This window comes from Microbacterium sp. NPDC087665, assembly GCF_044743285.1.
Taxonomy (GTDB): domain Bacteria; phylum Actinomycetota; class Actinomycetes; order Actinomycetales; family Microbacteriaceae; genus Microbacterium.
Genome location: NZ_JBIUWD010000002.1, coordinates 576514 through 601479, shown reverse-complemented (window position 1 = coordinate 601479; position 24966 = coordinate 576514). Strand labels below are relative to the sequence as shown.

Below are 24966 nucleotides of genomic sequence, written 5' to 3'. Positions count from 1 at the left end.
GGTGGCGCGGCCTAGACTCATAAGGCCATGACCGAAGCTCCCCTCATCGTTCCCGGAACCGCCGGCCCGCAGGGTCAGGACGACCTCCTCGCCGGCCTCAACCCCCAGCAGCTCGAAGCCGTGACGTACCGCGGCCCTGCGCTGCTCATCGTCGCGGGCGCAGGTTCCGGCAAGACGAGCGTGCTCACTCGGCGCATCGCCTCGCTGCTGCGCAGCCGAGAGGCCTGGCCGAGCCAGATCCTCGCGATCACGTTCACCAACAAGGCCGCCGGTGAGATGCGCGAGCGGGTCACCGACCTCGTCGGCGAAGCGGCGCGCGGCATGTGGATCTCCACCTTCCACTCGGCGTGCGTGCGCATCCTGCGTCGCGAGGCCGATCAGTTCGGCTTCACCAAGTCGTTCACCATCTACGACTCCGGCGACTCGCGCGCGCTCATCAAGCGCCTGGTGAAAGAGCACGAGGCCGACGCCTATGGCCTGACCCCGGCATCCGTGCAGTCGCGCATCTCGAAGCTCAAGAACGAGCTCGCCGACGCCGAGTCCTACGCCCGCCAGGCCAACATGTCCGATCCGGCCGAGCGCAAGTTCGTCGAGATCTTCGGCGATTACCAGCGCCGCCTGCAGAAGGCCAACGCGTTCGACTTCGACGACCTCATCGGCCAGACGGTCTACCTGTTCCGCGCCTTCCCGCAGGTCGCCGACACCTATCGCCGACGGTTTCGTCACATCCTCGTCGACGAGTACCAAGACACGAACCACGCGCAGTACGCGCTCATCCACGAGCTCACGAAGCCGGCCTCGGGCGACGCCCCCGACCCGTATGCCTCGAACGGCATGATGATCTTCGAACCCGACACGACCCCCGAGCTCCCGGGGGCATCACTCACCGTGGTCGGCGACTCCGACCAGTCGATCTACGCGTTCCGCGGCGCCGACATCCGCAACATCAGCGAGTTCGAGCGCGACTTCCCGGGTTCCCGCGTCGTGCTGCTCGAGCAGAACTACCGCTCGACCCAGAACATCCTGTCGGCGGCCAACGCGGTCATCGGCAACAACTTCGACCGCAAAGAGAAGAAGCTCTGGAGCGACCGCGGCGAAGGCGACAAGATCGTCGGCTTCACGGGGTACTCGCAGCACGACGAGGCGCAGTTCGTGGCCGACGAGGTCGAGGCGCTGCACCGCGCGGGCATGGCGTATTCCGAGATGGCCGTGTTCTATCGCACCAACTCGCAGTCGCGTGCGCTGGAGGAGATCTTCATCCGCTCGGCCGTCCCCTACAAGATCATGGGCGGCACGAAGTTCTACGAGCGCGCCGAGATCAAAGACGCCCTCGCGTACCTCGTCGCCGTCGCCAACCCGGCCGACGAGATGGCCGTGCGGCGCATCCTCAACAAGCCGCGCCGCGGCATCGGCGATGTCACCGAGACATCGATCGCCCGCTTCGCCGAAGAGAACGACATCAGCTTCCGCGACGCGCTCTCGATGCCGGCGCAGCTCGGTGTGGGCCCGAAGATCCAGGCGGCGATCGCGCATCTCGATGCCGTGCTCGCCGAGGCGACGGCCATCATGCTCCCGGCGACCGGCGAGCTCCCCGCCCCGACCACCGTCGCCGACGGTCTGAGCCTGCTGCTGGCCAAGAGCGGCTACCTCGATGCGCTGCGGGCGAGCCGCGACCCGCAAGACGAGGCGCGCGTCGAGAACCTCGACGAGTTCGTCGCCGTCGCCCGCGACTTCGCGCGCAACAACCCCGAGGGCACGATCGTGGACTTCCTCACCGATGTCGCCCTCGTCGCCGACGCCGACGATCTCGACGACGAATCCGGGTCGGTCTCCCTCATGACGATGCACACCGCGAAGGGGCTCGAATACGACGCCGTCTTCGTCACCGGCGTCGAGGAAGACCTCATCCCGCACCGTATCTCGGCGGGTGAGCCCGGCGGACCGCAGGAGGAGCGCCGGCTGTTCTACGTGGGCATCACCCGTGCGCGTAAGCGACTGCACCTCTCGCTCGCGATGACCCGGGCGCAGTTCGGCGAAGTCACGGTCGCGATGCCCAGCCGCTTCCTGCAGGAGATCCCCGCCTCGCTCATCGACTGGCGTCAGTCGCCCGGCGACGTCAATTCCCGCGGCGGCATGCAGTCACGGGCCCTGAACGCTCGCCGTCCCGGCGGATTCGGTTCGAGCGGATCGGGTTCCGGCGACCGCTTCGCCGTCAAGCCGCTGGCCGGGCGCGACTCGCTCAAGCCGCTGTCGACCGCGATGGATCGGTTCCCCAACCGTGTCACCGCCAAGGTGCGCGACAACGGCGATCTCGAGCTCGAGGCCGGCGACCGCATCCGTCACGTCGACTTCGGCGAGGGTCGGGTCGATGCGGTGACCGGAGAAGGCGCGAAGCGCATCGCGCACGTGCGCTTCGACACCTCGGGACAGAAGAAGCTGCTCATCAAGGTCGCACCGATCGAGAAGATCTAGCGCGCAGCGGGCGTGCGCCGCAGCGGGTTAGGCTGACAGATATGGCCCTGTTCTCCCGCCGCAAGAAGTCCGGTGACGATGCCGTCACACCCGCCTCCGACGCACCCGTAGAGGCGGCGGCATCCGATCAGGCGCAGCCGACCGAGACCGTCGAGCCGCCCGTCGCGGCGCCGTCGATCGGCATCTCGGTGCAGGCGTTCCGGGGAATGGGAGCCGAGGCCGGCCCCGCCGTGACGCTCCCCGACGCCGACGAGAAGCCCTCTCCTGCCGCGCCGGTGCAGGCCCCGCCCGCGGCTGCTGCTCCCGCCAATGAGGCGCGCGAGATCACCAGTCCCAAACTTCCGTTCGCGCCCGGTCTTCCTCCGGAGCAGACCGAATCCGTTCCCGGCATGAAGGACAACGTGCTGCTGCGCGAAGCCCTCCAGCAGGTCGAGAAGGGCGCGACCAACGAAGAGCTGCTCGGCGTCATGCGTCAGGCACTGCAGGGTCACCTCTACATCCGCGTGAACGGCGATGCCCGTGCGCAGATCAGCGAGGGCAAGCCGCTCGCGGTCGCGGTGGTGCGCGACGACGAGCGCCAGTTCATGCTCGCGTTCAGCTCGGCGGCCGCCGTGCGCGACTCCGTCAAGCTCGAGGCCGACCCGGCGGCGACATCCGCCGTGGCGCAGCCCTCGACGTCGGTCATGCAACAGGTCGTGCAGGGAGACTTCGCCGGCCTCATCATCGACAACGCCTCGGCCCCGCACCGCGTGGTCTTCCCGACAGAGCTGCTGCAGAAGACGCTCGAGCAGGCCGACACCGAGATGGTCGTCAAGGCGATCGTCGCGGCTCCGCGCGAGCAGGATTCGGCCAGCAAGGTCGGAGAGGCCCTGACACGCACCCGCATGTGGGTCGCGGTCAACGGCGGCAACGACGATGGCCAGGTCGGCATCGCCGAGGCGCAGACCACCGACGGAAAGCGTTTCCTGCAGCTGTTCTCGCACCCGCTCGAGGTCATCGCGCTCGGTCGGGGCGACCGGCCCCTGCCCTTCGAGCCGGAGCAGCTGGCGAAGGTTCTCGCGGGTCACCCCGAGATGGCGGGCGTCGTCGTCGACCCGGCCGGGCCGACGATGATCGTCGAGCGCGACGCCCTCGCCCCGGTGGTCGAACTCGCCACTGCGGCCGACACCACGGCCGAGGCCGCGCCCGAGGGCTGACCCGAGGCCTGACCTCGGCGCAGCAGGCGCAGCACGGTCTTCCGTGCGCGCTGCCCGCGCCCTAGGGTCGGTGCATGGCTTCAGAACGCGTGACCCTGACCGTCGCCGATCCCGAGGGGGAGCGCGAGGTCGTGCTCTCGAGCCCGAACAGGGTGGTCTGGCCCGAGCTCGGCATCACGAAGGCCGAGCTCGCCGAGTACACGCAGCTCGTCGCCGAGCCCTTTTTGGCTGCCAACGGCAACCGTCCGGTGTCGCTCGAGCGATTCCGCGATGGCATCGGCAGCGACGGCTTCTTCTCGAAGAATCCCCCGAAGGGCACACCCGACTACGTGGATGCGGTCACCGTGACGTACAACAGTGGGCGACAGCATCCGCAGATCGTTTTGAACCGCCCTTCGGCGATCGTCTGGGCCGTGCAGATGAACACGATCGTGTTCCACCCGTGGGCGTCGCTCGCGACCGACTCCGACAACCCCGTCGAGCTGCGCATCGATCTCGATCCGCAGCCGGGAACGGACTTCGCGGATGCCGTCGTCGCCGCGCACGGGCTGCGTGAGGTGTTGCGCGAAGCCGGACTCGACGCCTTCGCGAAGACGAGCGGTAACCGCGGTCTGCACGTGTTCGCGCCGATCGAGCCGACGCACGAGTTCCTCGACGTGCGGCATGCGGTGATCGCGGCCGGTCGGGAGCTGGAGCGGCGGATGCCCGAGCAGGTCACGATGAGCTGGTGGAAGGAAGAGCGCGGGGAGCGCATCTTCATCGATTTCAATCAGGCCAACCGCGATCGCACGATGGCGGGCGCGTACAGCCCCCGGGCGCTGCCGGGAGCGACCGTGTCGACGCCGGTCGCCTGGGACGAGCTCGACGGTCTCGATCCCACGCGATTCACGGTGCGCAGCGTGCCGCAGCGTCTCGCGGAGATCGGTGACCCCTGGGCCGAGAAGCAGTCGGCGCCGGGGCGCATCGACACCTTGCTCGAGTGGTGGGAGCGCGACGTCGCCGATGGCCTCGGCGAGTTGTCGTTCCCGCCGGAGTTCCCGAAGATGCCCGGTGAGCCGCCGCGCGTGCAGCCGAGCAAGAAGGTCGCCGCGCACTGGGATGCCGACGGCTCTCCCGCGGGCGACGACTGACTCAGCCCAGCACGTCGCCGAGGTCGTACCCGGCGACGGTGTCGAGCTGGTCGTAGGTGCACGAGCGCGCCTCGCGGTCGGGGCGCCACCGCTCGAACTGCACGGTGTGCCGGAAGCGTGCCCCCTCGAGCTGGTCGTACCGCACCTCGAGCACGCGTTCGGGACGCAGGCGCACGAACGACACGTCTTTCGACCCACTGAACCGCGACCTTTCCCCGGCGCCGGTCACAGCGGCGCCGGCGTCATCGCGTTCCACCAGCGGCGCGAGTTCCTCGACGAGTTCCTGGCGACGCGCATCGCTCCATGCGGCGACGCCGCCGACCTGGCGAAGCGATCCATCCGCGTCGTAGAGGCCCACGAGCAGCGACCCGACGCCCGAGCCCGACTTGTGGATGCGGTAGCCGAGAGCCACGACATCCGCGGTGCGGGCGTGCTTGACCTTGATCAGCGTGCGCTTGCCGGGTGCGTAGGGCTGGTCGAGGGGCTTGGCGACGACCCCGTCGAGGCCCGCGCCCTCGAACTCGGCGAGCCAGCGCACCGCGGCCTCGCGATCGCGGGTGGTGCGGGTGATGTGCAGCGGATGCTCCACCCCGGCCATCAGCGCCTCGAGGTGGGCGCGTCGATCGGCGAACGGGCTCGACAGCAGATCGTCGTCGCCCTCGGCGAGCAGGTCGAAGGCGACGAACATCGCCGGGGTCTCGGTGGCGAGCCGTGCGACGCGCGATGCCGCGGGGTGGATGCGCTGACTCAGCGCCTCCCAGTCGAGTCTCTGCGCGCCTGCGGCGCCCGTCGCGACGACGATCTCGCCGTCGAGCAGGCAGGGTCCCGGCAACAGGCGCGGGATCGCCTTGACGAGCTCGGGGAAGTAGCGGGTGAGCGGCTTCGCGCCCCGTGAGCCGATCTCGACGGTGTCGCCGTCCCAGGCGACGAGTCCGCGGAAGCCGTCCCACTTGGGTTCGTAGAGCAGCCCGCCCGGCGTCTTCGCCGGGTCCGGAACGGACCCAGCGGCTTTGGCGAGCATGGGCGCGGGGATCTCGTAGCGCATGAGTCCATCCTGGCGACAGCATCCGACGGGCGGAAGGGGCGTGTGTGCGGTCAGCCGAACAGGTCGTCGAGCTCGTGGGGGAGTCCGGCGTCGGAGAGGGCGGTGCGGGCGGCGAGCCAGCCCGCCATCCCGTTCACGCCCGGGCCGGGAGGGGTCGCGGCCGAGGCCAGGTAGACGCCGCGCATCGGCGTGCGCCACGGCGCGGGCGACAGCGTCGGGCGGCGCAGGGCCTGGAGCATGTCGAAGGCCCCTCCGAGCACGTCGCCGCCGATCTCGGCCGGGTTGACCGCTTCGCGTGACGACGCGGGCACCGCATGGTGGGCCAGGATGCGGTCGCGGAAGCCGGGCGCGAAGCGTTCGACCTGTTGAGTGATGAGTTCGGTGGCGTCGAGGTCGGAGCCGAGAGGTACGTGGATGTATGTCCAGAGCACCGCCTTGCCTTCGGGCGCGCGCGTGTCGTCGAAGATCGAGGGCTGCACGGTGAGCACGTAGGGGCGATCGCTCACGCGTCCCTGCGCGACCGCGTTCTCGCTGGCCCAGACCTGGGCTCGAGTGCCGCCGACGTGCACCGTCGGCGACTGGGCGACGTCGGCGTTCGCCCAGGGCACCGGCCCGTCGAGGGCGAAGTCGACCTTCGCCGCTGCCGGCCCGTACCGGTAGGCCGTGATCGCCCTGGCGTAGCCCGCCGGCACATCGGGGTGGGTGAGTGCGAGCCGCGGCGAGGTGTTCAGGATCAGCAGGTCGCCCTGGCGGGGATCGCCCCAGTCGAGAGTGCGCAGATCGGTCACGTGTGCGTTCGTCTCGACCGTGCCGCCGTGGGCCTCGAGGTCGGCGACGAGCGCATCGGCGATGCGCTGCGCGCCTCCGCGCGGATACATCCACCCCTGTGCGTGGCCGAGTGCGGCGAGCAGCAGTCCCGCGGCGGCACCGGCGAGCGAGGGGAGGGGCGTGTTGGCGTGGGCGAGCACCCCCGTGAGCAGTGCGGCGGCCTCTTCGGTGCGGAAGGCCCGCGCAGCCAACGGCGTTCCCTGATCGAGCATCCGCAGCGCATAACGGGCAGCGGTGATCGGTTCGTGGGGGATGCGCGGGATCTGGTGACCGGTGAAGTCGACCACGCCGTCGATATGGCGGCTGAGGGGGCGCACCCTGGCGAGCCAGGCGTCGCGGTCGGCGCCGAGGGCGTTGGCCGTGCGGTCGATGTCGCGCCACGCGATGGCGGCCCGTCCGTCGTCGAGCGGGTGCGCGTACGAGATGTCGGGGCGGATCCAGTCGATGCGCTCGGCGAGGCCGAAGGCCTGGAAGAAGGGCGAGGCGAGGGCGGCGGGGTGCACGGCCGAGCACACATCGTGGCGGAACCCGGGCAGCGTGGATTCGATCGTGCGCACGCCACCGCCGATCGTGTCGGATGCTTCGAGCACCCGCACTTCGTAGCCGGCCCTGGCGAGGGAGACTGCGCTCGCCAGGCCGTTGGGTCCACTGCCGATGATCGTCGCCCGTGCCATCTCGCCAGTCTTGCACGCGCTGTGCGGACGGTCTCGAACAGATGCGGTCCGAAAGGGCCGCCGATCGTGCGATGCTGGAACAGATGAATGAAGTTCAGGGCCCTACGCCCACCGGCACGTCCCGTCCATACCGAAACCTCGCCGAAGCGCTGCGCGCGCACAGGATCGACCCGGTGAACCACGAGTTCATCGGTGCGATCGTCGAGGCGGTGGGCGTGACCGCACTGATCGACCGCGGGCGATACATCGAAGCCCTGCGGCGCGGAGACAACGCGAACCTGCACATCGGGCGCACGTACACGAACGGCTTCACCGAAGACGAGGCGATCGTGATCGGCTCGACGCGGCTGCGCCTGCAGCCCAGCGAGGGGCGGACGCCGTACTTCTACGTCAGTCACCCGAGCGAGTACGGGGTCGTGCCGCAGGCGCGCACGGCGACGAAACGGTCGACGACGCCGCGGGCTGCGGCGGCTCCGCGCGCGGCGCGTGCCTCGACGCCGGTCACCGAGCGCGACTACGGCGTCTGCGACGTGTGCTTCATGGTGAAGACGCCCGCGGGCGGGTGCGGCTGCAACTGAGCCGCGCGGCCGCGTGCGCCGGGGTCAGGCGAAGGCGCTCATCCCGGTGATGTCGCGGCCGAGCAGCAACGCCTGAACGCTTTCGGTTCCTTCGTAGGTGTGGATCGCCTCGATGTCGGCGAGGTGCTGCATCACGCCGTTCTCGAGCAGGATGCCGTTGCCGCCGAGCAGGTCGCGCGCCGTCGACGCGATGCGTCGTGCTGCGCGGGTGTTGTGGAACTTCGCGAGCGACGCCTGCGTCGGACGCAGCTGCCCTGCCATCTCGAGATCGGCCATGCGACGGCAGTACAGCTGCATCGCGGTGAGGTCTTCGAGCATGTGCGTGAGGCGCTCCTGCACCATCTGGAACTTGGCCAGCGGTTTGCCGAACTGCACGCGCTGCGTGGCGTAGGCGAGGGCGGCCTCGTAGCAGGCGGTCGCGTGGCCGAGCGCCGACCAGGCGACGCCGGAGCGGGTCGCATAGAGCACGACGGAGGCGTCTTTGAAGCTCTTCGTACCGGGGAGGACGGCGTCGAGGGGCACGCGCACGTCGTCGAACCGGATGTGGGCCTGGTGGATCGCCCGCAGCGAGGCCTTTCCCGTGATGACGGTGCCGGTGTAGCCGGCGGCATCCTGCTCGACGAGGAAGCAGCGCACCGCGCCGTGCTCGTCTGCGGTCTCGTCGTCGACGCGTGCCCAGACGAACGTGATGCCGCCGGATGCTCCGTTGCCGATCCACTTCTTGGCGCCGCGGATCACCCAGCTGTCGCCGTCGCGGCGCGCCACCGTCTCGAGCGACACGGAGTCGGAACCGTGGTCGGGCTCGGTCAGGGCGAACGAGCCCAGCACGCTGGCGTCGGCGAGGGGCGCGAGCCACTTCTCCTGCTGCGCGGCAGAACCGAACAGCGCGAGCGTGCGGAGCGCCAGTCCGCCCTGCACGGCGAGGATCGTTCCCAGTGAGCCGTCGCCGCGCGAGATCTCCATATTGACCAGGCCGGCTGCCAGGGGCGAGAGCCGGGTCAAATCGGGATGCTCGATGCCGTCGACGACCAGATCCATCTTGCCCATGCGCCGGGCGGCAGCGAGGGGGTACTCGGCACGGTCCCAGGCATCCGCCATCTGGGGGGCCACCTCGTCGACGTACGCCTGCGCTCTCTCCCAGGCCGCGCGGTCGTCGGCGGGGATGTCGGCGAAGACGGCGTAGTAGTCGCTGTCCTGTCGTCCCGTGATGTCGTACGACGAGACGCGCTCGCCGGGAACGGGGGAGGCTGCGGTGCTCATGGAAACTCCTTCGTGGCACCAAGTATCGTACGCCTCGAAACTCAGTTCCACGACCTCCGCCGTGGAGTCGGGTCAGCCGAGTTCGGCGCGCACCCGTCGGGTGATCTCCGCCAGCGGCATCGAGCGCGGGAACACGGCGACGACGACATCGTCGGCCGAGGGCGCAGCCTCGGCATCGGCCAGCACCCCGAAGCGACGCATGGCCACGTCGAGAGCCTGCCGGAGAGCGGATGCCGGAACCCGCTTGCCGCGCAGCATCTGACGCAGCACGTGGTTGTGCACGGCCGTGACGACCGCGGCGAAGCTCACCGCATCCAGCGGGTCGAGGTCGGGGAGCGAGGCGCGCAGGTACTCGTCGAACAGGCGCTCGTAGCGGAAGACGGCGACGATCTCGCGCTCGCGGAGCGCCGGGATCTGCCGCACCAGCTCGTAGCGGCGACGCGCGACCTCGGGCTCCGCGGCGAAGTGGCGGTAGACCAGCATCGCCCCGTCGGTGACCGTCGACCAGGGGTCGTCTTCCGAGGCGGCGAAGTGCTCGCGCAGCACGTCGAGCAGCAGTTCGTGATCGGCGAAGACGACGTCGTCCTTGCCGCCGAACTGGCGGAAGAACGTCGACCGGGAGACGCCGGCGGCCTTGGCGATCTGCTCCACCGACGTCTGATCGAAGCCCTGCTCGGCGAACAGGTCGAGGGCGGCGGCGACGACGCGTGTCGCGCTCGCGGCCGCGGGAGCGGATTCAGTCATGCTCCGATGCTAGGTCACCGCTCCCGTGCGCGGGAGGCGAGGCCGTGCGGGCAGAGTGCGCCCAGGCCGAGGTAGTAGGCTGTGGGACTGGTCGATGTCTCGACATCGAGAGAATTACCAGACAGCAGCCCAGTGAAGGAACCACAGTGGATCTGTACGAGTACCAGGCACGAGACGTTTTCGAGAAGTACGGAGTGCCGGTTCTCGCCGGCATCGTCGCTGACACCCCTGAGGAGGTGAAGGCAGCCGCGGAGAAGATCGGCGGAGTCGTCGTCGTCAAGGCTCAGGTCAAGACCGGTGGTCGTGGCAAGGCCGGCGGCGTCAAGGTCGCGAAGACCCCCGAAGAGGCGTACGAGGCGGCCAAGGCCATCCTCGGCCTCGACATCAAGGGCCACGTCGTCAAGCGCGTCATGGTCGCCCAGGGCGCACGCATCGCCGAGGAGTTCTACTTCTCCGTGCTACTCGACCGGGCCAACCGCTCCTACCTCTCGCTGTGCTCCGTCGAGGGCGGCATGGAGATCGAAGAGCTTGCCGTCGAGCGTCCTGAGGCGCTCGCACGCGTCGAGGTCAACCCGCTGACGGGCATCGACAAGGCGAAGGCCGTCGAGATCGCCCGCGCCGCGAACTTCCGCGAAGACCTCATCGAGAAGGTCTCCGACGTGTTCGTCACGCTGTTCGACGTCTACAAGGGCGAAGACGCCACGCTGGTCGAGGTCAACCCGCTGGTGCTCACCGAAGAGGGCGACATCATCGCCCTCGACGGCAAGGTCACGCTCGACGACAACGCCTCCGAGATCCGTCACCCCGAGCACGAAGCGCTCGAGGACAAGGACGCCGCAGACCCGCTCGAGGCCAAGGCCAAGGCCTCCGGCCTCAACTACGTCAAGCTCGACGGAGCGGTCGGCATCATCGGCAACGGCGCAGGACTCGTCATGTCGACGCTCGATGTCGTCGCCTACGCCGGCGAGAACCACGGCAACGTGAAGCCCGCGAACTTCCTCGACATCGGTGGCGGGGCCTCGGCCGAGGTCATGGCCGCCGGCCTCGACGTCATCCTCGGTGACCCGCAGGTCAAGAGCGTCTTCGTCAACGTCTTCGGTGGCATCACGGCGTGCGATGCCGTCGCCAACGGCATCAAGGGCGCTCTCGAGACCCTCGGCGCCGCGGCTTCCAAGCCGCTCGTCGTGCGCCTCGACGGCAACCGCGTCGACGAGGGTCGCGCGATCCTCGCCGAGTACGCGCACCCGCTGGTCACGCTGGCCAGCACCATGGACGAGGGCGCCGACAAGGCCGCCGAACTCGCGAACGCCTGAGACACAAGGACTAGAGAAATGTCGATCTACCTCAACAAGGACTCCAAGGTCATCGTCCAGGGCATCACCGGCGGCGAGGGCACCAAGCACACCGCCCTCATGCTCAAGGCGGGCACCCAGGTCGTGGGCGGCGTCAACGCCCGCAAGGCCGGCACCACGGTCGCGCACACCGACAAAGACGGCAACGCCGTCGAGCTCCCCGTCTTCGCCTCGGTCGCCGAGGCGATGAAGGAGACCGGCGCCGACGTGTCGATCGCCTTCGTTCCCGGCGCCTTCACGAAGGACGCGATGATCGAGGCCATCGACGCCGAGATCCCGCTGCTCGTCGTCATCACCGAGGGCGTTCCCGTCGGCGACTCTGCCGAGGCCTGGGCCTACGCGCAGAGCAAGGGCAACACGACCCGCATCATCGGACCGAACTGCCCCGGCATCATCACCCCCGGCGAGGCGCTCGTCGGCATCACCCCGGCCAACATCACCGGCAAGGGACCGATCGGCCTCGTGTCGAAGTCCGGCACCCTGACCTACCAGATGATGTTCGAGCTGCGCGACCTGGGCTTCTCGACCGCCATCGGCATCGGCGGCGACCCGGTCATCGGCACCACGCACATCGATGCGCTCGCCGCATTCGAGGCCGACCCCGAGACCAAGGCGATCGTCATGATCGGTGAGATCGGCGGCGACGCCGAAGAGCGCGCGGCCGAGTACATCAAGGCGCACGTCACCAAGCCGGTCGTCGGCTACGTCGCGGGCTTCACGGCTCCCGAGGGCAAGACCATGGGTCACGCCGGCGCGATCGTCTCCGGCTCGGCCGGTACCGCTCAGGCCAAGAAGGAGGCCCTCGAGGCCGCCGGAGTCAAGGTCGGCAAGACGCCGTCCGAGGCCGCCGACCTGATGCGTGCGATCGTCGAATCGCTCTGAATCGGTAGAGCCCGTGCCGTCGTCCGGTTGCTGAGCGAGGAGCGCAGCGACGAGACGAAGTACTGAGTTATCATTGGAATGAAGGCCCCGGGCTCCACCCTGGGGCCTTCTTTCATGCCCGGACGGCTTTTCGGGACGCGTGATGTATGGTTCTGGGCGTGAGCGCGACGAGAAGCCCGGAACGATGATCCCCGCGACGAATCCCGCGCCCGGATGGTATGCGATCTCGCAGAGACCGCGGCTCCTGCGGTGGTGGACCGGGCTCGCCTGGTCCGACGCCCTGGTGGCACGCGGCTCGTCCATCGACGCCCACCAGACCACGACGGCTCTCTTGCGTCGAGGGCGCATGGTGGCGACAGGCATCTGGATTGTGGCCGGATTGTGGGTCGGGATGGCCGTGATGATGGCGCTGACGGGCGGATACGGGCCGATGCCCTTCCTCGCGCCGGTGGCGTTCATCATCGGGGGCATCTTCATGGAGAGCCGGGTGGCCACCTACCGCCGTCTGCTGGCGCCGGATGCGCCTCCGCCGTTCGGCCTGGCACCTCTGCGCTGACGCGAGTCGGCCGGCTTGGCGCACGAAAAGGGGGCGGATGCCGCAGCATCCGCCCCCTTTTGTCGTCTCGGTGTCAGATACCGACGCCGAACAGTGCTTCGATCGGCCCGCGGGCGAAGAAGATGAGGAACCCGGCGCCCACGACCCACAGCAGCGGGTGGATCGTCTTGGCGCGGCCGGAGAACGCGTTGATGACGATCCAGCTGACGAAGCCCGCGCCGATGCCGTTGGCGATCGAGTAGGTCATCGGCATGACCGTGGCGGTGAGGAACACCGGCAGGAGCACCCGGAAGTCGCTCAGATCGATGTTCTTGATCTGCGCGAGCATCATCGCACCGACGAGCACGAGCGCCGCGGCGGCGACCGCGCTGGGCACGAGCGAGGTCAGCGGGGTGAAGAACATCGCGACGAGGAACATCGCGCCGGTGATCAGCGTGGCGAAGCCGGTGCGCGCACCCTCACCGATGCCGGCACCCGACTCGACGAACACGGTGGCCGACGATGACGAGGTGCCACCACCGGCGATCGCGCCGAGGCCCTCGACGACCAGTGCCGACTTGATGCGCGGGAAGTCGCCCTTCTCATCGGCGAGGTCGGCCTCCTTCGCGAGACCGGTCATGGTGCCCATGGCGTCGAAGAAGTTCGAGAAGAGCAGCGTGAAGACGAACATCACCAGGGCGACGATGCTGACCTTCTGCAGGTCGAAGCCGAAGTCGACCTGACCGACGAGGCTGAGGTCGGGCAGACCCACGATCGCCCCGGTGAAGCCGAAGTCGAGACCGAACGGCCAGATGAGGTTGACGATGGCGCCGAGCACGGTGCCGCCGACGAGGGCGATCAGGATCGCGCCCTTGACACGCAGTGCGGTCAGCACGCCGCCGATCAGCAGGGTGATCACGAAGAGCAGGGTCGGGACAGACGCGACGGAGCCGCCGATGCCGAGGTCGACCGGAGGGGAGGGGTTTCCCGTCGCGGTGACGAAGCCGGCGTTCACGAAGCCGATGAAGGCGATGAAGAGGCCGATACCGACGGTGATCGCGAGCTTGAGCTGCACGGGCACGGCGTCGAAGATCATCTTGCGCAGGCCGGTCGCGGCGAGCAGCACGATGATCACACCGTTGATCATCACGAGCGCCATGGCCTCGGGCCAGGTCACCGAGCCGACGACGGAGAACGCGATGAACGCGTTGATGCCGAGGCCCGCGGCGAACGCGAAGGGCAGACGCGTGATCACGCCGAACAGGATGGTCATCACACCGGCGGTGAGCGCGGTGGCCGCCGCGACGGCGGATCCGGACAGCACATTGCCGTCGACGTCGGGTGTGGCGAGGATGATCGGGTTGAGGATCACGATGTACGCCATGGTGACGAAGGTCACCAGGCCGCCTCGGATCTCGGTGCCGAAAGTGGATCCGCGCTTGCTGATCTCGAAGAAGCGATCGACCGCGTTCTTCGGCTCGGTGGTCGCGGGGGCAGGGGACGGGGCAGTTGTCATCGGGTGAACCTCCGGATGAGACGATATCGTCTCTCCCGCACCGCGCGCGCCCACCGGGGGACACACGGGTTCTCGTCGTAGTCTCGAATCGCTATGCAACGCCTTCTCGTCGCGCTCCTCGCCGCGTTCGACGCCGCCATCGCGGCGGCCGTCGGACTCGTGGTGATCCTGGCGCCGTTGACCCTCCTGTGGACGCTCGCCTTCGGCGCCACGGCCGACTGGGGTGCGCTCTGGCCGCTCACCGGCACGCTCTGGGCGTTCGGGCACGGCGTGCCGATCGACGTCACCATCGCGCAGGAGGTTCTGGTCGCGGTCGGCGTCCCCGCCGAGGCCTCGATCTTCACGGTGTCGGTCGCCCCGCTCGCCTTCCTCGTCTTCACCCTGCTGTTCGCCGCGCGTTCGGGCGCACGAGCGGCGAACGCCGGCGCCTGGCTCACCGGAATGCTCTCCGGAACCCTCGCCTTCGCGCTGATCGCCGCCGGAGTCGCGCTGACGGCGCGGCTGGAGGCCGCGCACACGTCGCTCGTCCTCGCCATCGTGCTGCCCGCCGCCGTGTACCTCGTCGGCGCATTGTGCGGCGCTGTGCGCGCGGCGTGGGACGACGGTGACGGCGGCCTGCTCGACCGATTGCACGACCGGATGGATGCCTGGGGCGACTGGGCTCCGGTGCCGGCGGCGATCGTGCGCGGCACGGCGTTCGCGCTCGTCGCTGTGGTCGCGGTGTCGGCCGCGGGCCTCGCCCTCATGACGCTGCTGCGCGGCGGCGAGGTGGTCGCGCTCTTCCAGGCCGCGCGGGTCGACGCCCTCGGGGCGGTCGTGATCACCCTCGGCCAGCTGGTCTACCTGCCCACGTTGATCGTCTGGGCCGCCTCGTGGCTCGCGGGCCCCGGGTTCGCGGTCGGCGTCGGCACCGCCGTCTCCCCGGCCGGCACGCAGCTGGGCGTGGTGCCCGGCATCCCCGTCTTCGGCCTGCTACCGGAGAACGGCTCGATCTGGATGCTGATCGTCGTGCTGCTGCCGATCGCCGCAGGAGCGGTGGCGGGGTGGGTCGTGCGCTCGCGCCTGGTGTGGGAGGGCACTCCTCTCGGTATGGTTCCCCGGGCGGCGATCGCCGTCGGCATCGGTGCGCTCACGGCCGGCATCGCGGCTGTCGCGGCGTTGCTCGCGAGCGGATCGATCGGACCGGGGCGCCTCACCGAGGTGGGGCCGGCCGTCGGTCCCTTCGCACTCGCCCTGGGTGGTGAGGTGCTGCTGGGAGCGGCGATCCTGCTGCTGTCGCCGCGCAACCGCGACGAGCTCGCCGAGGAGCGCACCGATCGATGGGTCGCCGAGATGACGGCATCCGACTCCGGTCTCGATGTCGTGGCGCCCGCGCAGAGCGACGGGATCCCGGCGTTCGCCGAGACCGCGCCGCTCGATGACGCGACCGGGTTCGTGATCCCTCCGCGCGATGTGGACGACCGTCCCGACTGACCGGCATCCGCCCTCGGACGCCCCCGGTGAGAGGCCGGTGCGCGCCCCGGTAGACTGGGCGCGTGCTCACGGTCGCCGTTCTCATCTCGGGCACCGGCTCGAATCTTCGGGCCCTCCTCGAGGCCGCCCGCCATCCGGATTTCCCCGCGCGGGTCATCGTCGTCGGCGCCGACCGCGAAGCCGATGGCCTCGCCCATGCCGAGGAGTTCGGTATTCCGAGCTTCACCGTTCCGTGGCACGAGCACGAGAGCCGTGAGGCCTGGGGCGAAGAGCTTGGCCGGCAACTCGCGGTCTGGAACCCGGATCTCGTCGTGCTCAGCGGCCTCATGCGTCTGCTGCCCGCGTCTCTCGTCGCGGCCTACTCGCCGCGACTCGTGAACACCCACCCGGCGTATCTGCCCGAGTTCCCCGGCGCTCACGGCGTCCGCGACGCCCTCGCGTCGGGAGCATCGCAGACCGGCGCGAGCGTCATCGTCGTCGACGACGGTGTCGACACGGGCCCGATCCTCGCCCAGGAACGCATCGCGATCGTCGAGGGCGACACCGAGCACACCCTGCACGAGCGCATCAAGCCCGTCGAGCGACGTCTGCTGATCGACGTCGTCCGCCGGATCGCCACGGGCGAGCTGACGCTCGACCCGGCATCCTGACCTTTTCTCTTCCTCTCCCACGAACGACACCTCACGCACGCACGAAGGAGCCCACACATGGCCGGCCCCCGCCACGACCACTCGCAGTACCGCGATCGCGACACGGTGCCGATCCGCCGTGCCCTCGTCTCGGTCAGCGACAAGACCGACCTGCTGGTGCTGGCGGCGGCGCTCGCCGAGTCCGGCGTGCAGATCGTCTCGACCGGCTCCACGGCGGCGACGATCCGCGAGGGCGGCTTCGACGTCACCGACGTCGCCGCGGTCACCGGCGTCGACGAGATGCTCGACGGACGCGTGAAGACGCTGCACCCGAAGATTCACGGCGGTCTGCTCGCCGACCTGCGCCTCGAAGACCACGAGCGTCAGCTCGCCGACCTCGACATCGCTCCCTTCGAACTCGTCGTCGTCAACCTGTACCCCTTCGTCGAGACCGTCGCCTCGGGCGCCGTCGGCGACGATGTCGTCGAGCAGATCGACATCGGCGGACCCGCCATGGTGCGCGCCGCGGCGAAGAACCACGCCAACGTCGCGATCGTCGTCTCCCCGCAGTCGTACCCGGGCATCGTCTCGGCCCTCGCCGCCGGTGGCACCTCGCTGTCGCAGCGCCGCGAGCTCGCGGCACGCGCCTTCGCGCACACGGCGGCCTACGACACCGCGGTCGCCTCGTGGTTCGCCGAGGGCACGCTCAACGCCGACGGCGACCTGCCCGAGCACCTCACGATCCAGGCCGAGCGCCTCGCGACCCTGCGCTACGGCGAGAACTCGCACCAGCGCGGCGCGATCTACACGCGCGCCGGTGGTCACGGCATCGCCCAGGCCACGCAACTGCAGGGCAAGGAGATGTCGTACAACAACTACGTCGATGCGGATGCCGCGCTGCGCGCCGCCTACGACATGGTGCTGCCCGCCGTCGCGATCATCAAGCACGCGAACCCCTGCGGCATCGCCACCACCGCGCCGAACGCCCTCGATCCGATCGCGAGCGCGCACCTGCGCGCCCACGAGTGCGACCCGGTCTCGGCGTACGGCGGCGTGATCGCCGCGAACGGCACCGTCACGCTCAAGATGGCCGAGAACCTCAAGGACATCTTCACCGAGGTCATCGTCGCTCCGTCGTTCGAGCCGGCCGCCCTCGAGGTCTTCAAGTCGAAGAAGAACCTGCGTCTGCTGCAGCTCCCTGTCGACTGGCAGCAGGAGCGCATGGACGTGCGTCTCGTCTCGGGCGGTCTGCTCCTGCAGGATGCCGACCGCTTCCCCGACGACATCGTCTCGGTCGCGAAGAACTGGGAGCTCGTCTCGGGCGAGCGCCCGAGCGACGCCGAGATGGAGAACCTGATCTTCGCGTGGAAGGCGTGCCGCGCGGTCAAGTCGAACGCGATCGTGCTCGCCAAGGACAACGCGACGGTGGGCGTCGGTATGGGGCAGGTCAACCGCGTCGACTCGTGCCGCCTCGCGGTCGAGCGTGCGGGGGATCGCGCTACCGGGTCGGTCGCCGCATCCGACGCGTTCTTCCCGTTCGCCGATGGCGCGCAGGTGCTGATCGACGCCGGCGTGACGGCGATCGTGCAGCCCGGCGGATCGGTGCGCGATGAAGAGGTCGTCGACGCGGCGCGCAAGGCCGGCGTCACGATGTTCTTCACCGGAGAGCGCCACTTCTTCCACTGAGTCGCGTCACGAGGCCCCCATCTGCCGATGCTCGCAGGTGGGGGTCTCGGCGTGCGGGCGCCCCTCAGATCATGACGATCGCGCACATCGCGACGGTCGAGAGGCACATGGTCGAGTGATGGATCCGGTGCAGCCACGACCGCTCCGCACGCAGCGCGACCACCGCGAGCACCACGGACCCGAGCGCCAGCCCCGCTGTCAGCACCTCGGTCATCGCCGAGCCCCCTCCCGCGCCGTGCGCGTGCGACGGCGACATCACGGCGATGGCGGAGGACGACATCGTCGGCATCAGGAGGATGAGGGTCGCCGTGGTGACCACGCCGAGGGCGAGATGGGTCGAGAGCATCGATCCGGGCCGCGCGGTGGGGATGGGCATCCGTCGGCGTGCCCCGGCCAGGATCAACCCGGCGGCCAGGAGCACGGCGAACCAGACGACGGGCGGCAGCAGCGATACCGTCATGGCGTCGGTCATTCCCGCGAGCATCAGCGCCGCCGCGAGGATCTCCGGCAGCCCGGCATCCCGTCGCATGCCGACCAGAGCCCCCACGCCGATCGCCGCGGGGAGGAGGGCGCCGAGATGGAGGATGCCGTTCACCGCACGGCCGGAACGACCTCGTCGGCCACGCCGACGCGTCGCCAGTCGGCCGCAGCCACGTCGGCGGGAGCTGCGGCGGCGAACGCGATCGCTCCGCCGGCGACGTCGAGTGCGACGGTGAGCTTCGTCTCCCAGCGCAGGTGCTCGGGCTGCTCGGGTCGGGCGCGCACCGAGATCGGCGCATCGGGGATGCTTCCGAAGGCGAGCGCCCTCTCTCGGTCGTCGACGATGCGGGAGAGATCGGATGCCTCGGTCAGGCAGGTGTACCGGGGCACGCTCGTCGTCTCGTACGGCGAGTACTCACCGGCCGCGAGACGTTCGTCGAGGAAGTGGTTCGTGTGCGCGAGGGTGTTTCCGCGCGGGGCGGACAGCACGGCAACGCCGGTAGGGGAGACCTCGATGGCCGCGGCTTCGGGCACGGTGCCGTCGAACGCCACGACCGTCAGCACGCTGGATGCCGCCAGGGGGACGGATCGAGCGATCGCGACCGCTTCGCCGACCGAGCGGGCACGATCGAGGATCATCCGCGCGAGGACGTGCACGGGCACGCCCGCCTGCGACCCGTCGGTGCGGTGATGGAGGATGTTGAAGTGCAGGCCGAGACCGCGATCGTTGACGCCGATCTTGGCGGGCTGACCGAACTCCGAGAAGGTCACGACGCGGGCCCCGGATGCCGATCGAAGCCGCCGCACGACGGTCTCGTTCGAAAGCGTCTCATGCCAGTCCCACGTCTGCAGCGTGCGCGGGGGACGGGCGTCGCCAGGCACGTACACGACCGTGGAGCACTCCATCGAGGGCGTCATCCGCGCCAGGATCTCTGTGCGCGCGGTGAGCAGGAGAACATCGGTGAGCGCCAGCCCACTGCCCTCCGCGATGCCGCGGAACTCGTCCGCCACCTCCGGTGCATACGTCTCGGTCTCGATCCGGCACTCGTCGGCGATGATCCGCGCCTGTTCCCCGGAGACTCCGGACTGCTGGAACAGTCGCAGGTAGGAGTCGCGGGCACCCGTCAGCTGGGGGGCCCAGTGCGCGCCGAAGCGGCGGCCCTCCTCGTGCGCGTCCGTGGTGTCGGAGGTCCACTCATGAATGATCACGTCGCGCCGCCGATCCGCTCGACGAGCTCAGCGACATCCCCGTAGGGGCACCCGCGAGCACGAGAGGCGGCGGCGACCCGCTGCCGTACCTCGTGGGGCTTGTCCTGGCTCACCTTGAACACCGCCCGCTGCGCGAGGACGTCGAAGCGGAACGACACGATCCCCCCGACGATGCGCTCGAACGTGGGGAGGGAACTCGTCATGTCCCAGGCGTTGGGCTCGAGTTGCTCGAGTTCTTCGACGGTCCGCGTGACGACGTGCATCCCGTCGGCCGCACCCTCGAGCACGGTGACCCTGGCCGTCAGATGCACTGCCGCATAGTCCCAGGTCGGGACGTTGGGGTCGTCGGCGTAGGTCGTGGGTGAGACGTAATCGTGCGGTCCCGAGAACACCAGGAGCACCGAGTCGCCGTCCGCGATCTGCTCCCACTGCGGGTTCTTCCGGGCGATGTGCCCGAGCATCTCGCCGCCGACGAACCCCCCGTCGTCGGCCATCCGCTCGATGATGACGGGCGTGTGCGTGACCGTGGGGGCTCCGGCGTCGCCACCGCCATTGGTCACGATGAGCGCGAAGGGATGCCGCCGCACGAGCTCGTTCACCTCGTGCTGCGAGGGGGCGCGGTACTTCTCGAATTCGTGCACGATCAGCCCGCCGCGCAGAGGATCGCGTCCCACGCGGTCTCGCCGGCCAGCGTCGCGACCGCCGTCGAGTTCAGCGACAGCCGGCCTCGCGAGGTGCGGGGATCCTCGGGGAGTGCGACCTCGTCGGTCGTGAGAGCGAACAGCGTGTCGCCGTCGAGCGGAGTGTGGAAGGGCTGGATCCCGCGGTGCATCGAACTGTGCACCTGCAGTCCGAACTGCTTGAGTTCGACGTCCGAGAGTTGCACGTTCGTGACGACGGCCGTGATCGTCGTGTTGCCGGACATCGATTCCACGAGCCGCGATTCGCCGATCGCCTCCTCGTAGTCACGGGCGGGGTGACGACGTTCGCCCGTGGCGGCGTCGTAGTTGCCGCGGATGATCCGGCCCTCCCTGTCGAGGATCACCCCGTACGGGTTGAGGACGGTGACGACGAGGACCTTCACGTCGCCGACCTGGCGGAAGGCCGCGCCCTGCCCGGTGAGTTCGACCCGGGCGGGATCGACCTTGCCGGATGAAGCCGCCGCCCCACCGCCGACCCGTCCGACTTCGACGACACCCGCGCGGGCGGCCCCCAGTGCGGCTTTGCCGAGGGCGGTGTCGGGGAACACCGAATTGTCGCGGACCGAGTAGTCGTAGATGATCGCGCCGGACACCAGCTGGAGCTGGTCGAAGCCCGACCGGTGATCCGCGCGCTCGAACAGCGCTTCGGACACGCCCGCCACGGCCGAGAGGCCGTAGACGGAGCCTCCGGCGAGGCAGATCGCATGGTTGTAGCCGTAGAGACCGCTCGCGCCGACGGCGCCACCACGGCGGTCGGTGAAGGTCCGTGCGCCCGCGGGGATCGACAGCACCGTCGCCCCGGTGGGACCTTCCGCATACTCGGCGGTTCCGAGGAGAACCCCGGGGAAGTCGTATTCGACCTGGCCGCGGTCGGTGCCGTGCACGGGCGTGAGGGTGTAGTCGCCGTTGGAGCGGCGGGGCCCCGCGGGGATGACGGCGGCGAGGCGATGGGTATCGGTCACGATGAGAGCTCCTGGAACAGTTGACGCGAATAGGGATGCTGGGGGAGGTCGTAGAAGACGTCGGTCGGCGCGTGCTCGACGATCTCGCCGGAACGCATCACCGCCACGTGATGGGAGATGTAGCGCACGGCGGCGAGGTCGTGGGAGATGAACAGCGCCGCGAAACCGTGCTCGGCCTGCAGATCCTGGATGAGGTTGAGGATCTGTGCCTGCACTGAGACATCGAGCGCGCTCACTGCTTCGTCGAAGACGATGAAGGCCGGGTGCGTCACGAGCGCACGTGCGACGCTCACGCGCTGCAACTGGCCGCCGGAGAGCTGATGCGGGTGGCGCGCGGCGAAGGAAGCGGGAAGGCCGACTCGTTCGAGCATGGCGACCGCCCGCTCCTCGACCGCCGGGCCGCGGCGCTCGTGCACTAATAGCGGTTCGAGGACCGACGACAGCACCGTCGAGCGGGGGTCGAGCGCCCACCGAGGATGTTGGAGGACGGCCTGCATGCGTCCGGCGCGCGACCGCAGGCTTCGAGCGAGGGGTGCGCCCTGGAAGCGCACCGCACCGGAGTCGGGGCGCTGCAGGCCCAGGACCACTGTGCCGGTTGTCGTCTTCCCCGAGCCCGATTCCCCGACGAGGCCGAGAGTCTCCCCGGGGGAAACCGAGAACGACACCTGCGACATCGCTCTGACCTCGCGCCGACCCGACCCGATCCCGGAGGTGAAGGCGACGCTGACATCGACGAGTTCGATCGTCGGTTCGGATGCCGGGGACGCGGCGCTCATGCGCTGACCCCTTCCTCGGGCAGCGGGCCCGATCGGCGATCCGCATCGACGAGGTCGGCGGTGCGGATGCAGAGACTGTGACGCGGGGGCACCGGCTCGGGCCGGACGACCTCACAGGCGTCGATGCGATGCGCGCAGCGTGCGGCGAAGGCGCAGCCCTCCGACTCGCCATGCAGGACCGGCGGTGAGCCGGGGATGCTGGACAGGCGCTCGCCGCGTCGCGCCCGTGAGGGATCGGTGGCGGCGAGAGCCCGGCTGTACGGGTGCACCGGGCGACCGAGCACCGCGGATGCGGGTCCGTGCTCCACGACACGACCCGCGTACATCACCGCGACCTGGTCGCACCACCGGGCGACGGCGGGGAGGTCGTGGCTGAGCCAGAGGATCGTCGTGCCTTGCTCCTGCGCCTGGGTGAACAGCAGCCGGATGACCTCCTCACGCACCTGACTGTCGAGCGCTGCCGTCGGCTCGTCGGCGATGAGCAGCCGCGGACGTCGGCACATCGCCATCGCGATAGCCACCCGCTGCGCCATGCCTCCGGAGATCTGATGCGGGAACAGGCGCGCCACGCGCTCGGGATCTGCGATGCGCATCGACTCCAGCAGAGCGAGCTGACGACGGAGGGAGTCATCCTCGCCGACGGCTCGGAGCACGAGCTTCAGCTGTGCACCGATGCGCATCGTCGGATCGAGCGAGCCGATCGGGTCCTGCGCGATGTAGGCGAGCGTGTCGCGGCGGTAGGCGCGCAGGTCGTCGTGGCCGAGACCGAGCACGTCGACGCCGTCGACCTCGAGCTGCCCGCGCACGATGTGGGCGGATCGGGGCTGAAGGCGCCCGATGACGGCGGCGAGCGTGGACTTGCCGGATCCGGACTCGCCGACGATGGCGACGGAGCTGCCCTCGGCGACGTCGAGATCGACGCCGTCGAGCGCGCGGATAGTGGTGGCTCCGGTGAACTCCAGGGCCAGATCTCTGATGCGTACAGCGGTCATCGGAGGGACCTCGTCTCTCGCGGTTCGAATCGGTCGCGGAGGCCGTCGCCGATGATGTTGATGCACAGGATCGAGATGACCAGCACGGCGCCGGGGATGACGACCAGTTGCGGAGCCTGAGTCATGTAGAGCATCCCCTGCTGGATGAGCAGTCCGAGGGAGGCCTCCGGAACCTGGACGCCGAAGCCGAGGAAGCTCAGTCCGCCCTCGACGAGGATCGCGACGGAGAGGGCGTAGCTCGCCTGCACCGTGACGGTGCCCGAGATGTTCGGAAGAAGTCGGCGGGCGAAGATCACGGGCGTGCGCACACCGCTGATGCGCGCCGACACGATGAAGTCCCGTTCGGCGACCGCTCGGGTCGCGATTCGGACGACCCGGGTCATGAGGGGGATCGTGATGATGACGATGCTGATGATCGCCGCGGGGCGCCCGGGGCCGAGAAGCGCAGAGACCAGGATGGCCAGCACCAGAGCGGGGAATGCGTAGAGCACGTCCGCGACGCGCATGACCGCTTCATTGACCGCTCCGCCGTAGTATCCGGCGAGCATCCCCAGCACCGTGCTCACGACGGCGGAGCAGAGCACCGCGGCGATCGAGACCACGAGAGTCGTCGCCGTCCCCTGGAACACCCGGGGCAGCAGGGACCGGCCGAGGTTGTCGGTGCCGAGGGGAGCGAGTGCCGAGGGGCCGTCGAGGCGACCGGCCACGGTCGCCTCCGTGGATCCGGTCAGGCCGGTGAGCACCGCGAACAGCGTGACCACGACGATGAGGCCGAGCACGACGATCGCGGTGCGCAGGATCGCGTCGCTGCGTCGCCACGCGCCTCGGGACGCCTCGCCGGCGGCGCGGATGCGGTGCGTGGCCGTGGGTGCGATCGTCATCATCAGCGGTTCCCTCCCGTGAGGCGCAGGCGTGGATCCAGCGCGTTGGCGATGAGGTCGACGAGCAGGCTCGCGACGATGAAGACGATGGCGGCGAGGAGCACCGCGCTCTGCACGATGGCGTAGTCGCGTCGCCCCAGCGCGGTCTGCAGGTACGAGCCCATGCCCGGGATGTCGAACACGAACTCGACGATGACGGTGCCGCCGAGCAGCACGGCGACGAGCACCCCGACGATGGTCAGGATGGGGGCGGCGGCGTTGCGGAGAACATGGTGCCGCACGATGAAGCCCGGCGTCTCCCCGCGGGCGACCGCCGCATGCACGTGGGGTTCGACCAGCACGTTCATGACCGCATCTCTCGTGTTGCGCGCGACGACGGCCACGCAGCCCACGGCGAGGACGGTCACCGGGAGCACCAGCGACGCGAAGAATCGGGCGGGGTCGACGGCGAACGGGGCGAACCGGCCGACCGAGACGCCCAGTCCCAGCGTGGAGACGGCGAAGACCAGGAGCCCGGCGAGGAGGAACTCGGGGATGCTGATCCCGAGCGCGCTGACGATGCGGCCGAGTCCTCCGGCCGATCCCTGCGAACGGAGCGCGGCGAAGAAGCCGAGGGGAACACCGATCACGAGGGTGACGATGATCGTCAGCAGCGCGATCGTCGCCGTCACCGGCAGCCGCGCCGCGAATTCCTCCGATACGGACACGTTGGAGACGAAGGAATAGCCGAGATCACCGGTGAGGACCCCGAACAGCCAGCGGAAGTACTGCGCGATGACCGGTTCGTCGAGCCCGGAGGAGGCCACGGCCTGGGCCCGCTGCGCGTCGGTGGCGAGCGGACCCAGGACGAGATCGATGTAGTCACCCGGCATCAGGCGCACGGATCCGAAGATCAGCACCGAGACGACGACCAACGTCAGCAGTGCGGCGCCGATGCGCCGGAGCGACCACAGAGCGGCGGTCAT

Annotated in this window: 23 protein-coding genes; 10 read left to right on the top strand and 13 right to left on the bottom strand. The window is 69.4% G+C overall.

The annotated features are described in order from the left end of the window. Positions 1–27 precede the first annotated feature (27 nt). The 3 genes from ACIOSY_RS06345 to ligD all read left to right on the top strand — a co-directional run bounded on the left by ACIOSY_RS06345 (position 28) and on the right by ligD (position 4798). On the top strand, positions 28–2472 hold the full coding sequence (locus ACIOSY_RS06345; RefSeq protein ID WP_400850711.1) for an ATP-dependent helicase: 2445 nt from the start codon (positions 28–30) through the stop codon (positions 2470–2472). A 41-nt stretch (positions 2473–2513) separates the two neighbouring features. After that, positions 2514–3668: an SseB family protein gene (locus ACIOSY_RS06340; protein ID WP_400850708.1), complete on the top strand. Its 1155-nt coding sequence runs from the start codon at positions 2514–2516 to the stop codon at positions 3666–3668. A gap of 74 nt (positions 3669–3742) precedes the next feature. Beyond that, entirely contained in the window at positions 3743–4798 is a 1056-nt protein-coding gene (gene ligD / locus ACIOSY_RS06335) for a non-homologous end-joining DNA ligase (protein ID WP_400850705.1), read from the top strand. Between the two features lies 1 nt (position 4799). On the opposite strand, the gene ACIOSY_RS06330 is transcribed toward ligD, so the two are convergent. Next, complete coding sequence (locus ACIOSY_RS06330; RefSeq protein WP_400850702.1) at positions 4800–5843, bottom strand: ATP-dependent DNA ligase; 1044 nt, start codon at positions 5841–5843, stop codon at positions 4800–4802. Between the two features lie 50 nt (positions 5844–5893). Beyond that, positions 5894–7345 (bottom strand): phytoene desaturase family protein, encoded by a 1452-nt coding sequence (locus ACIOSY_RS06325; protein WP_400850699.1) that lies wholly within the window; start codon positions 7343–7345, stop codon positions 5894–5896. 83 nt (positions 7346–7428) lie between these two features. On the opposite strand from ACIOSY_RS06325, the gene ACIOSY_RS06320 reads away from it, so the two are divergent. After that, positions 7429–7923, top strand: a complete 495-nt coding sequence (locus ACIOSY_RS06320; protein WP_400850696.1) for a hypothetical protein — start codon at positions 7429–7431, stop codon at positions 7921–7923. 24 nt (positions 7924–7947) lie between these two features. On the opposite strand, the gene ACIOSY_RS06315 is transcribed toward ACIOSY_RS06320, so the two are convergent. Together ACIOSY_RS06315 and ACIOSY_RS06310 are read right to left on the bottom strand one after the other, a co-directional pair. After that, entirely contained in the window at positions 7948–9183 is a 1236-nt protein-coding gene (locus ACIOSY_RS06315; protein ID WP_400850693.1) for an acyl-CoA dehydrogenase family protein, read from the bottom strand. A 72-nt stretch (positions 9184–9255) separates the two neighbouring features. Continuing rightward, the gene (locus ACIOSY_RS06310; protein WP_400850691.1) at positions 9256–9927 is read right to left on the bottom strand and encodes a TetR family transcriptional regulator; all 672 of its coding nucleotides are present in this window, start codon (positions 9925–9927) and stop codon (positions 9256–9258) included. A 146-nt stretch (positions 9928–10073) separates the two neighbouring features. Here ACIOSY_RS06310 and sucC point away from each other — a divergent pair, with 146 nt between their 5' ends. The 3 genes from sucC to ACIOSY_RS06295 all read left to right on the top strand — a co-directional run bounded on the left by sucC (position 10074) and on the right by ACIOSY_RS06295 (position 12717). Beyond that, entirely contained in the window at positions 10074–11240 is a 1167-nt protein-coding gene (sucC, locus tag ACIOSY_RS06305; protein ID WP_400850688.1) for an ADP-forming succinate--CoA ligase subunit beta, read from the top strand. An 18-nt stretch (positions 11241–11258) separates the two neighbouring features. Further along, positions 11259–12161: a succinate--CoA ligase subunit alpha gene (gene sucD / locus ACIOSY_RS06300; RefSeq protein ID WP_400850685.1), complete on the top strand. Its 903-nt coding sequence runs from the start codon at positions 11259–11261 to the stop codon at positions 12159–12161. Positions 12162–12300: 139 nt separating this feature from the next. Further along, positions 12301–12717 (top strand): hypothetical protein, encoded by a 417-nt coding sequence (locus ACIOSY_RS06295; protein WP_400850681.1) that lies wholly within the window; start codon positions 12301–12303, stop codon positions 12715–12717. A gap of 73 nt (positions 12718–12790) precedes the next feature. Here ACIOSY_RS06295 and ACIOSY_RS06290 read toward each other — a convergent pair whose 3' ends face one another. Next, the gene (locus ACIOSY_RS06290; RefSeq protein WP_400850678.1) at positions 12791–14212 is read right to left on the bottom strand and encodes an NCS2 family permease; all 1422 of its coding nucleotides are present in this window, start codon (positions 14210–14212) and stop codon (positions 12791–12793) included. 93 nt (positions 14213–14305) lie between these two features. Here ACIOSY_RS06290 and ACIOSY_RS06285 point away from each other — a divergent pair, with 93 nt between their 5' ends. The 3 genes from ACIOSY_RS06285 to purH all read left to right on the top strand — a co-directional run bounded on the left by ACIOSY_RS06285 (position 14306) and on the right by purH (position 18000). Continuing rightward, positions 14306–15685, top strand: coding sequence for a DUF6350 family protein (locus ACIOSY_RS06285; RefSeq protein ID WP_400850675.1), 1380 nt, complete (start codon positions 14306–14308; stop codon positions 15683–15685). Between the two features lie 62 nt (positions 15686–15747). After that, positions 15748–16335, top strand: a complete 588-nt coding sequence (gene purN, locus ACIOSY_RS06280) for a phosphoribosylglycinamide formyltransferase (RefSeq protein WP_400850672.1) — start codon at positions 15748–15750, stop codon at positions 16333–16335. A gap of 57 nt (positions 16336–16392) precedes the next feature. Further along, a complete protein-coding gene (gene purH, locus ACIOSY_RS06275) occupies positions 16393–18000 on the top strand; it encodes a bifunctional phosphoribosylaminoimidazolecarboxamide formyltransferase/IMP cyclohydrolase (protein WP_400850669.1) in 1608 nt (535 codons plus the stop codon). 64 nt (positions 18001–18064) lie between these two features. Here purH and ACIOSY_RS06270 read toward each other — a convergent pair whose 3' ends face one another. From ACIOSY_RS06270 to ACIOSY_RS06235, 8 genes are read right to left on the bottom strand one after another with little or no spacing between them, the layout of a single operon-like run. Beyond that, on the bottom strand, positions 18065–18595 hold the full coding sequence (locus tag ACIOSY_RS06270) for a hypothetical protein (RefSeq protein ID WP_400850666.1): 531 nt from the start codon (positions 18593–18595) through the stop codon (positions 18065–18067). Further along, a complete protein-coding gene (locus ACIOSY_RS06265; protein ID WP_400850663.1) occupies positions 18592–19689 on the bottom strand; it encodes a C45 family autoproteolytic acyltransferase/hydolase in 1098 nt (365 codons plus the stop codon). The genes ACIOSY_RS06270 and ACIOSY_RS06265 overlap by 4 nt, the downstream gene beginning before the upstream one ends. Then, on the bottom strand, positions 19686–20363 hold the full coding sequence (locus ACIOSY_RS06260) for an FMN-binding negative transcriptional regulator (protein WP_400850660.1): 678 nt from the start codon (positions 20361–20363) through the stop codon (positions 19686–19688). The genes ACIOSY_RS06265 and ACIOSY_RS06260 overlap by 4 nt, the downstream gene beginning before the upstream one ends. After that, entirely contained in the window at positions 20333–21352 is a 1020-nt protein-coding gene (locus ACIOSY_RS06255; protein WP_400850657.1) for a P1 family peptidase, read from the bottom strand. The genes ACIOSY_RS06260 and ACIOSY_RS06255 overlap by 31 nt, the downstream gene beginning before the upstream one ends. Next, positions 21349–22128, bottom strand: a complete 780-nt coding sequence (locus ACIOSY_RS06250; RefSeq protein ID WP_400850654.1) for an ATP-binding cassette domain-containing protein — start codon at positions 22126–22128, stop codon at positions 21349–21351. Before ACIOSY_RS06250 ends, ACIOSY_RS06255 begins: the two co-directional genes overlap by 4 nt. After that, positions 22125–23120, bottom strand: coding sequence for an ABC transporter ATP-binding protein (locus ACIOSY_RS06245; RefSeq protein ID WP_400850651.1), 996 nt, complete (start codon positions 23118–23120; stop codon positions 22125–22127). The genes ACIOSY_RS06250 and ACIOSY_RS06245 overlap by 4 nt, the downstream gene beginning before the upstream one ends. Further along, on the bottom strand, positions 23117–24004 hold the full coding sequence (locus ACIOSY_RS06240; RefSeq protein ID WP_400850648.1) for an ABC transporter permease: 888 nt from the start codon (positions 24002–24004) through the stop codon (positions 23117–23119). The genes ACIOSY_RS06245 and ACIOSY_RS06240 overlap by 4 nt, the downstream gene beginning before the upstream one ends. After that, complete coding sequence (locus ACIOSY_RS06235; protein WP_400850645.1) at positions 24004–24966, bottom strand: ABC transporter permease; 963 nt, start codon at positions 24964–24966, stop codon at positions 24004–24006. Before ACIOSY_RS06235 ends, ACIOSY_RS06240 begins: the two co-directional genes overlap by 1 nt.

What these genes read in the sequence shown, in the direction of transcription:
- ACIOSY_RS06345 (WP_400850711.1), top strand. Translation starts at nt 28, where the DNA reads ATGACCGAAGCTCCCCTCATCGTTCCCGGAACCGCCGGCCCGCAGGGT.
- ACIOSY_RS06340 (WP_400850708.1), top strand. Translation starts at nt 2,514, where the DNA reads ATGGCCCTGTTCTCCCGCCGCAAGAAGTCCGGTGACGATGCCGTCACA.
- ligD (WP_400850705.1), top strand. Translation starts at nt 3,743, where the DNA reads ATGGCTTCAGAACGCGTGACCCTGACCGTCGCCGATCCCGAGGGGGAG.
- ACIOSY_RS06330 (WP_400850702.1), bottom strand. Translation starts at nt 5,843, where the DNA reads ATGCGCTACGAGATCCCCGCGCCCATGCTCGCCAAAGCCGCTGGGTCC.
- ACIOSY_RS06325 (WP_400850699.1), bottom strand. Translation starts at nt 7,345, where the DNA reads ATGGCACGGGCGACGATCATCGGCAGTGGACCCAACGGCCTGGCGAGC.
- ACIOSY_RS06320 (WP_400850696.1), top strand. Translation starts at nt 7,429, where the DNA reads ATGAATGAAGTTCAGGGCCCTACGCCCACCGGCACGTCCCGTCCATAC.
- ACIOSY_RS06315 (WP_400850693.1), bottom strand. Translation starts at nt 9,183, where the DNA reads ATGAGCACCGCAGCCTCCCCCGTTCCCGGCGAGCGCGTCTCGTCGTAC.
- ACIOSY_RS06310 (WP_400850691.1), bottom strand. Translation starts at nt 9,927, where the DNA reads ATGACTGAATCCGCTCCCGCGGCCGCGAGCGCGACACGCGTCGTCGCC.
- sucD (WP_400850685.1), top strand. Translation starts at nt 11,259, where the DNA reads ATGTCGATCTACCTCAACAAGGACTCCAAGGTCATCGTCCAGGGCATC.
- ACIOSY_RS06290 (WP_400850678.1), bottom strand. Translation starts at nt 14,212, where the DNA reads ATGACAACTGCCCCGTCCCCTGCCCCCGCGACCACCGAGCCGAAGAAC.
- ACIOSY_RS06285 (WP_400850675.1), top strand. Translation starts at nt 14,306, where the DNA reads ATGCAACGCCTTCTCGTCGCGCTCCTCGCCGCGTTCGACGCCGCCATC.
- purH (WP_400850669.1), top strand. Translation starts at nt 16,393, where the DNA reads ATGGCCGGCCCCCGCCACGACCACTCGCAGTACCGCGATCGCGACACG.
- ACIOSY_RS06250 (WP_400850654.1), bottom strand. Translation starts at nt 22,128, where the DNA reads ATGAGCGCCGCGTCCCCGGCATCCGAACCGACGATCGAACTCGTCGAT.
- ACIOSY_RS06245 (WP_400850651.1), bottom strand. Translation starts at nt 23,120, where the DNA reads ATGACCGCTGTACGCATCAGAGATCTGGCCCTGGAGTTCACCGGAGCC.
- ACIOSY_RS06240 (WP_400850648.1), bottom strand. Translation starts at nt 24,004, where the DNA reads ATGATGACGATCGCACCCACGGCCACGCACCGCATCCGCGCCGCCGGC.
- ACIOSY_RS06235 (WP_400850645.1), bottom strand. Translation starts at nt 24,966, where the DNA reads ATGACCGCCGCTCTGTGGTCGCTCCGGCGCATCGGCGCCGCACTGCTG.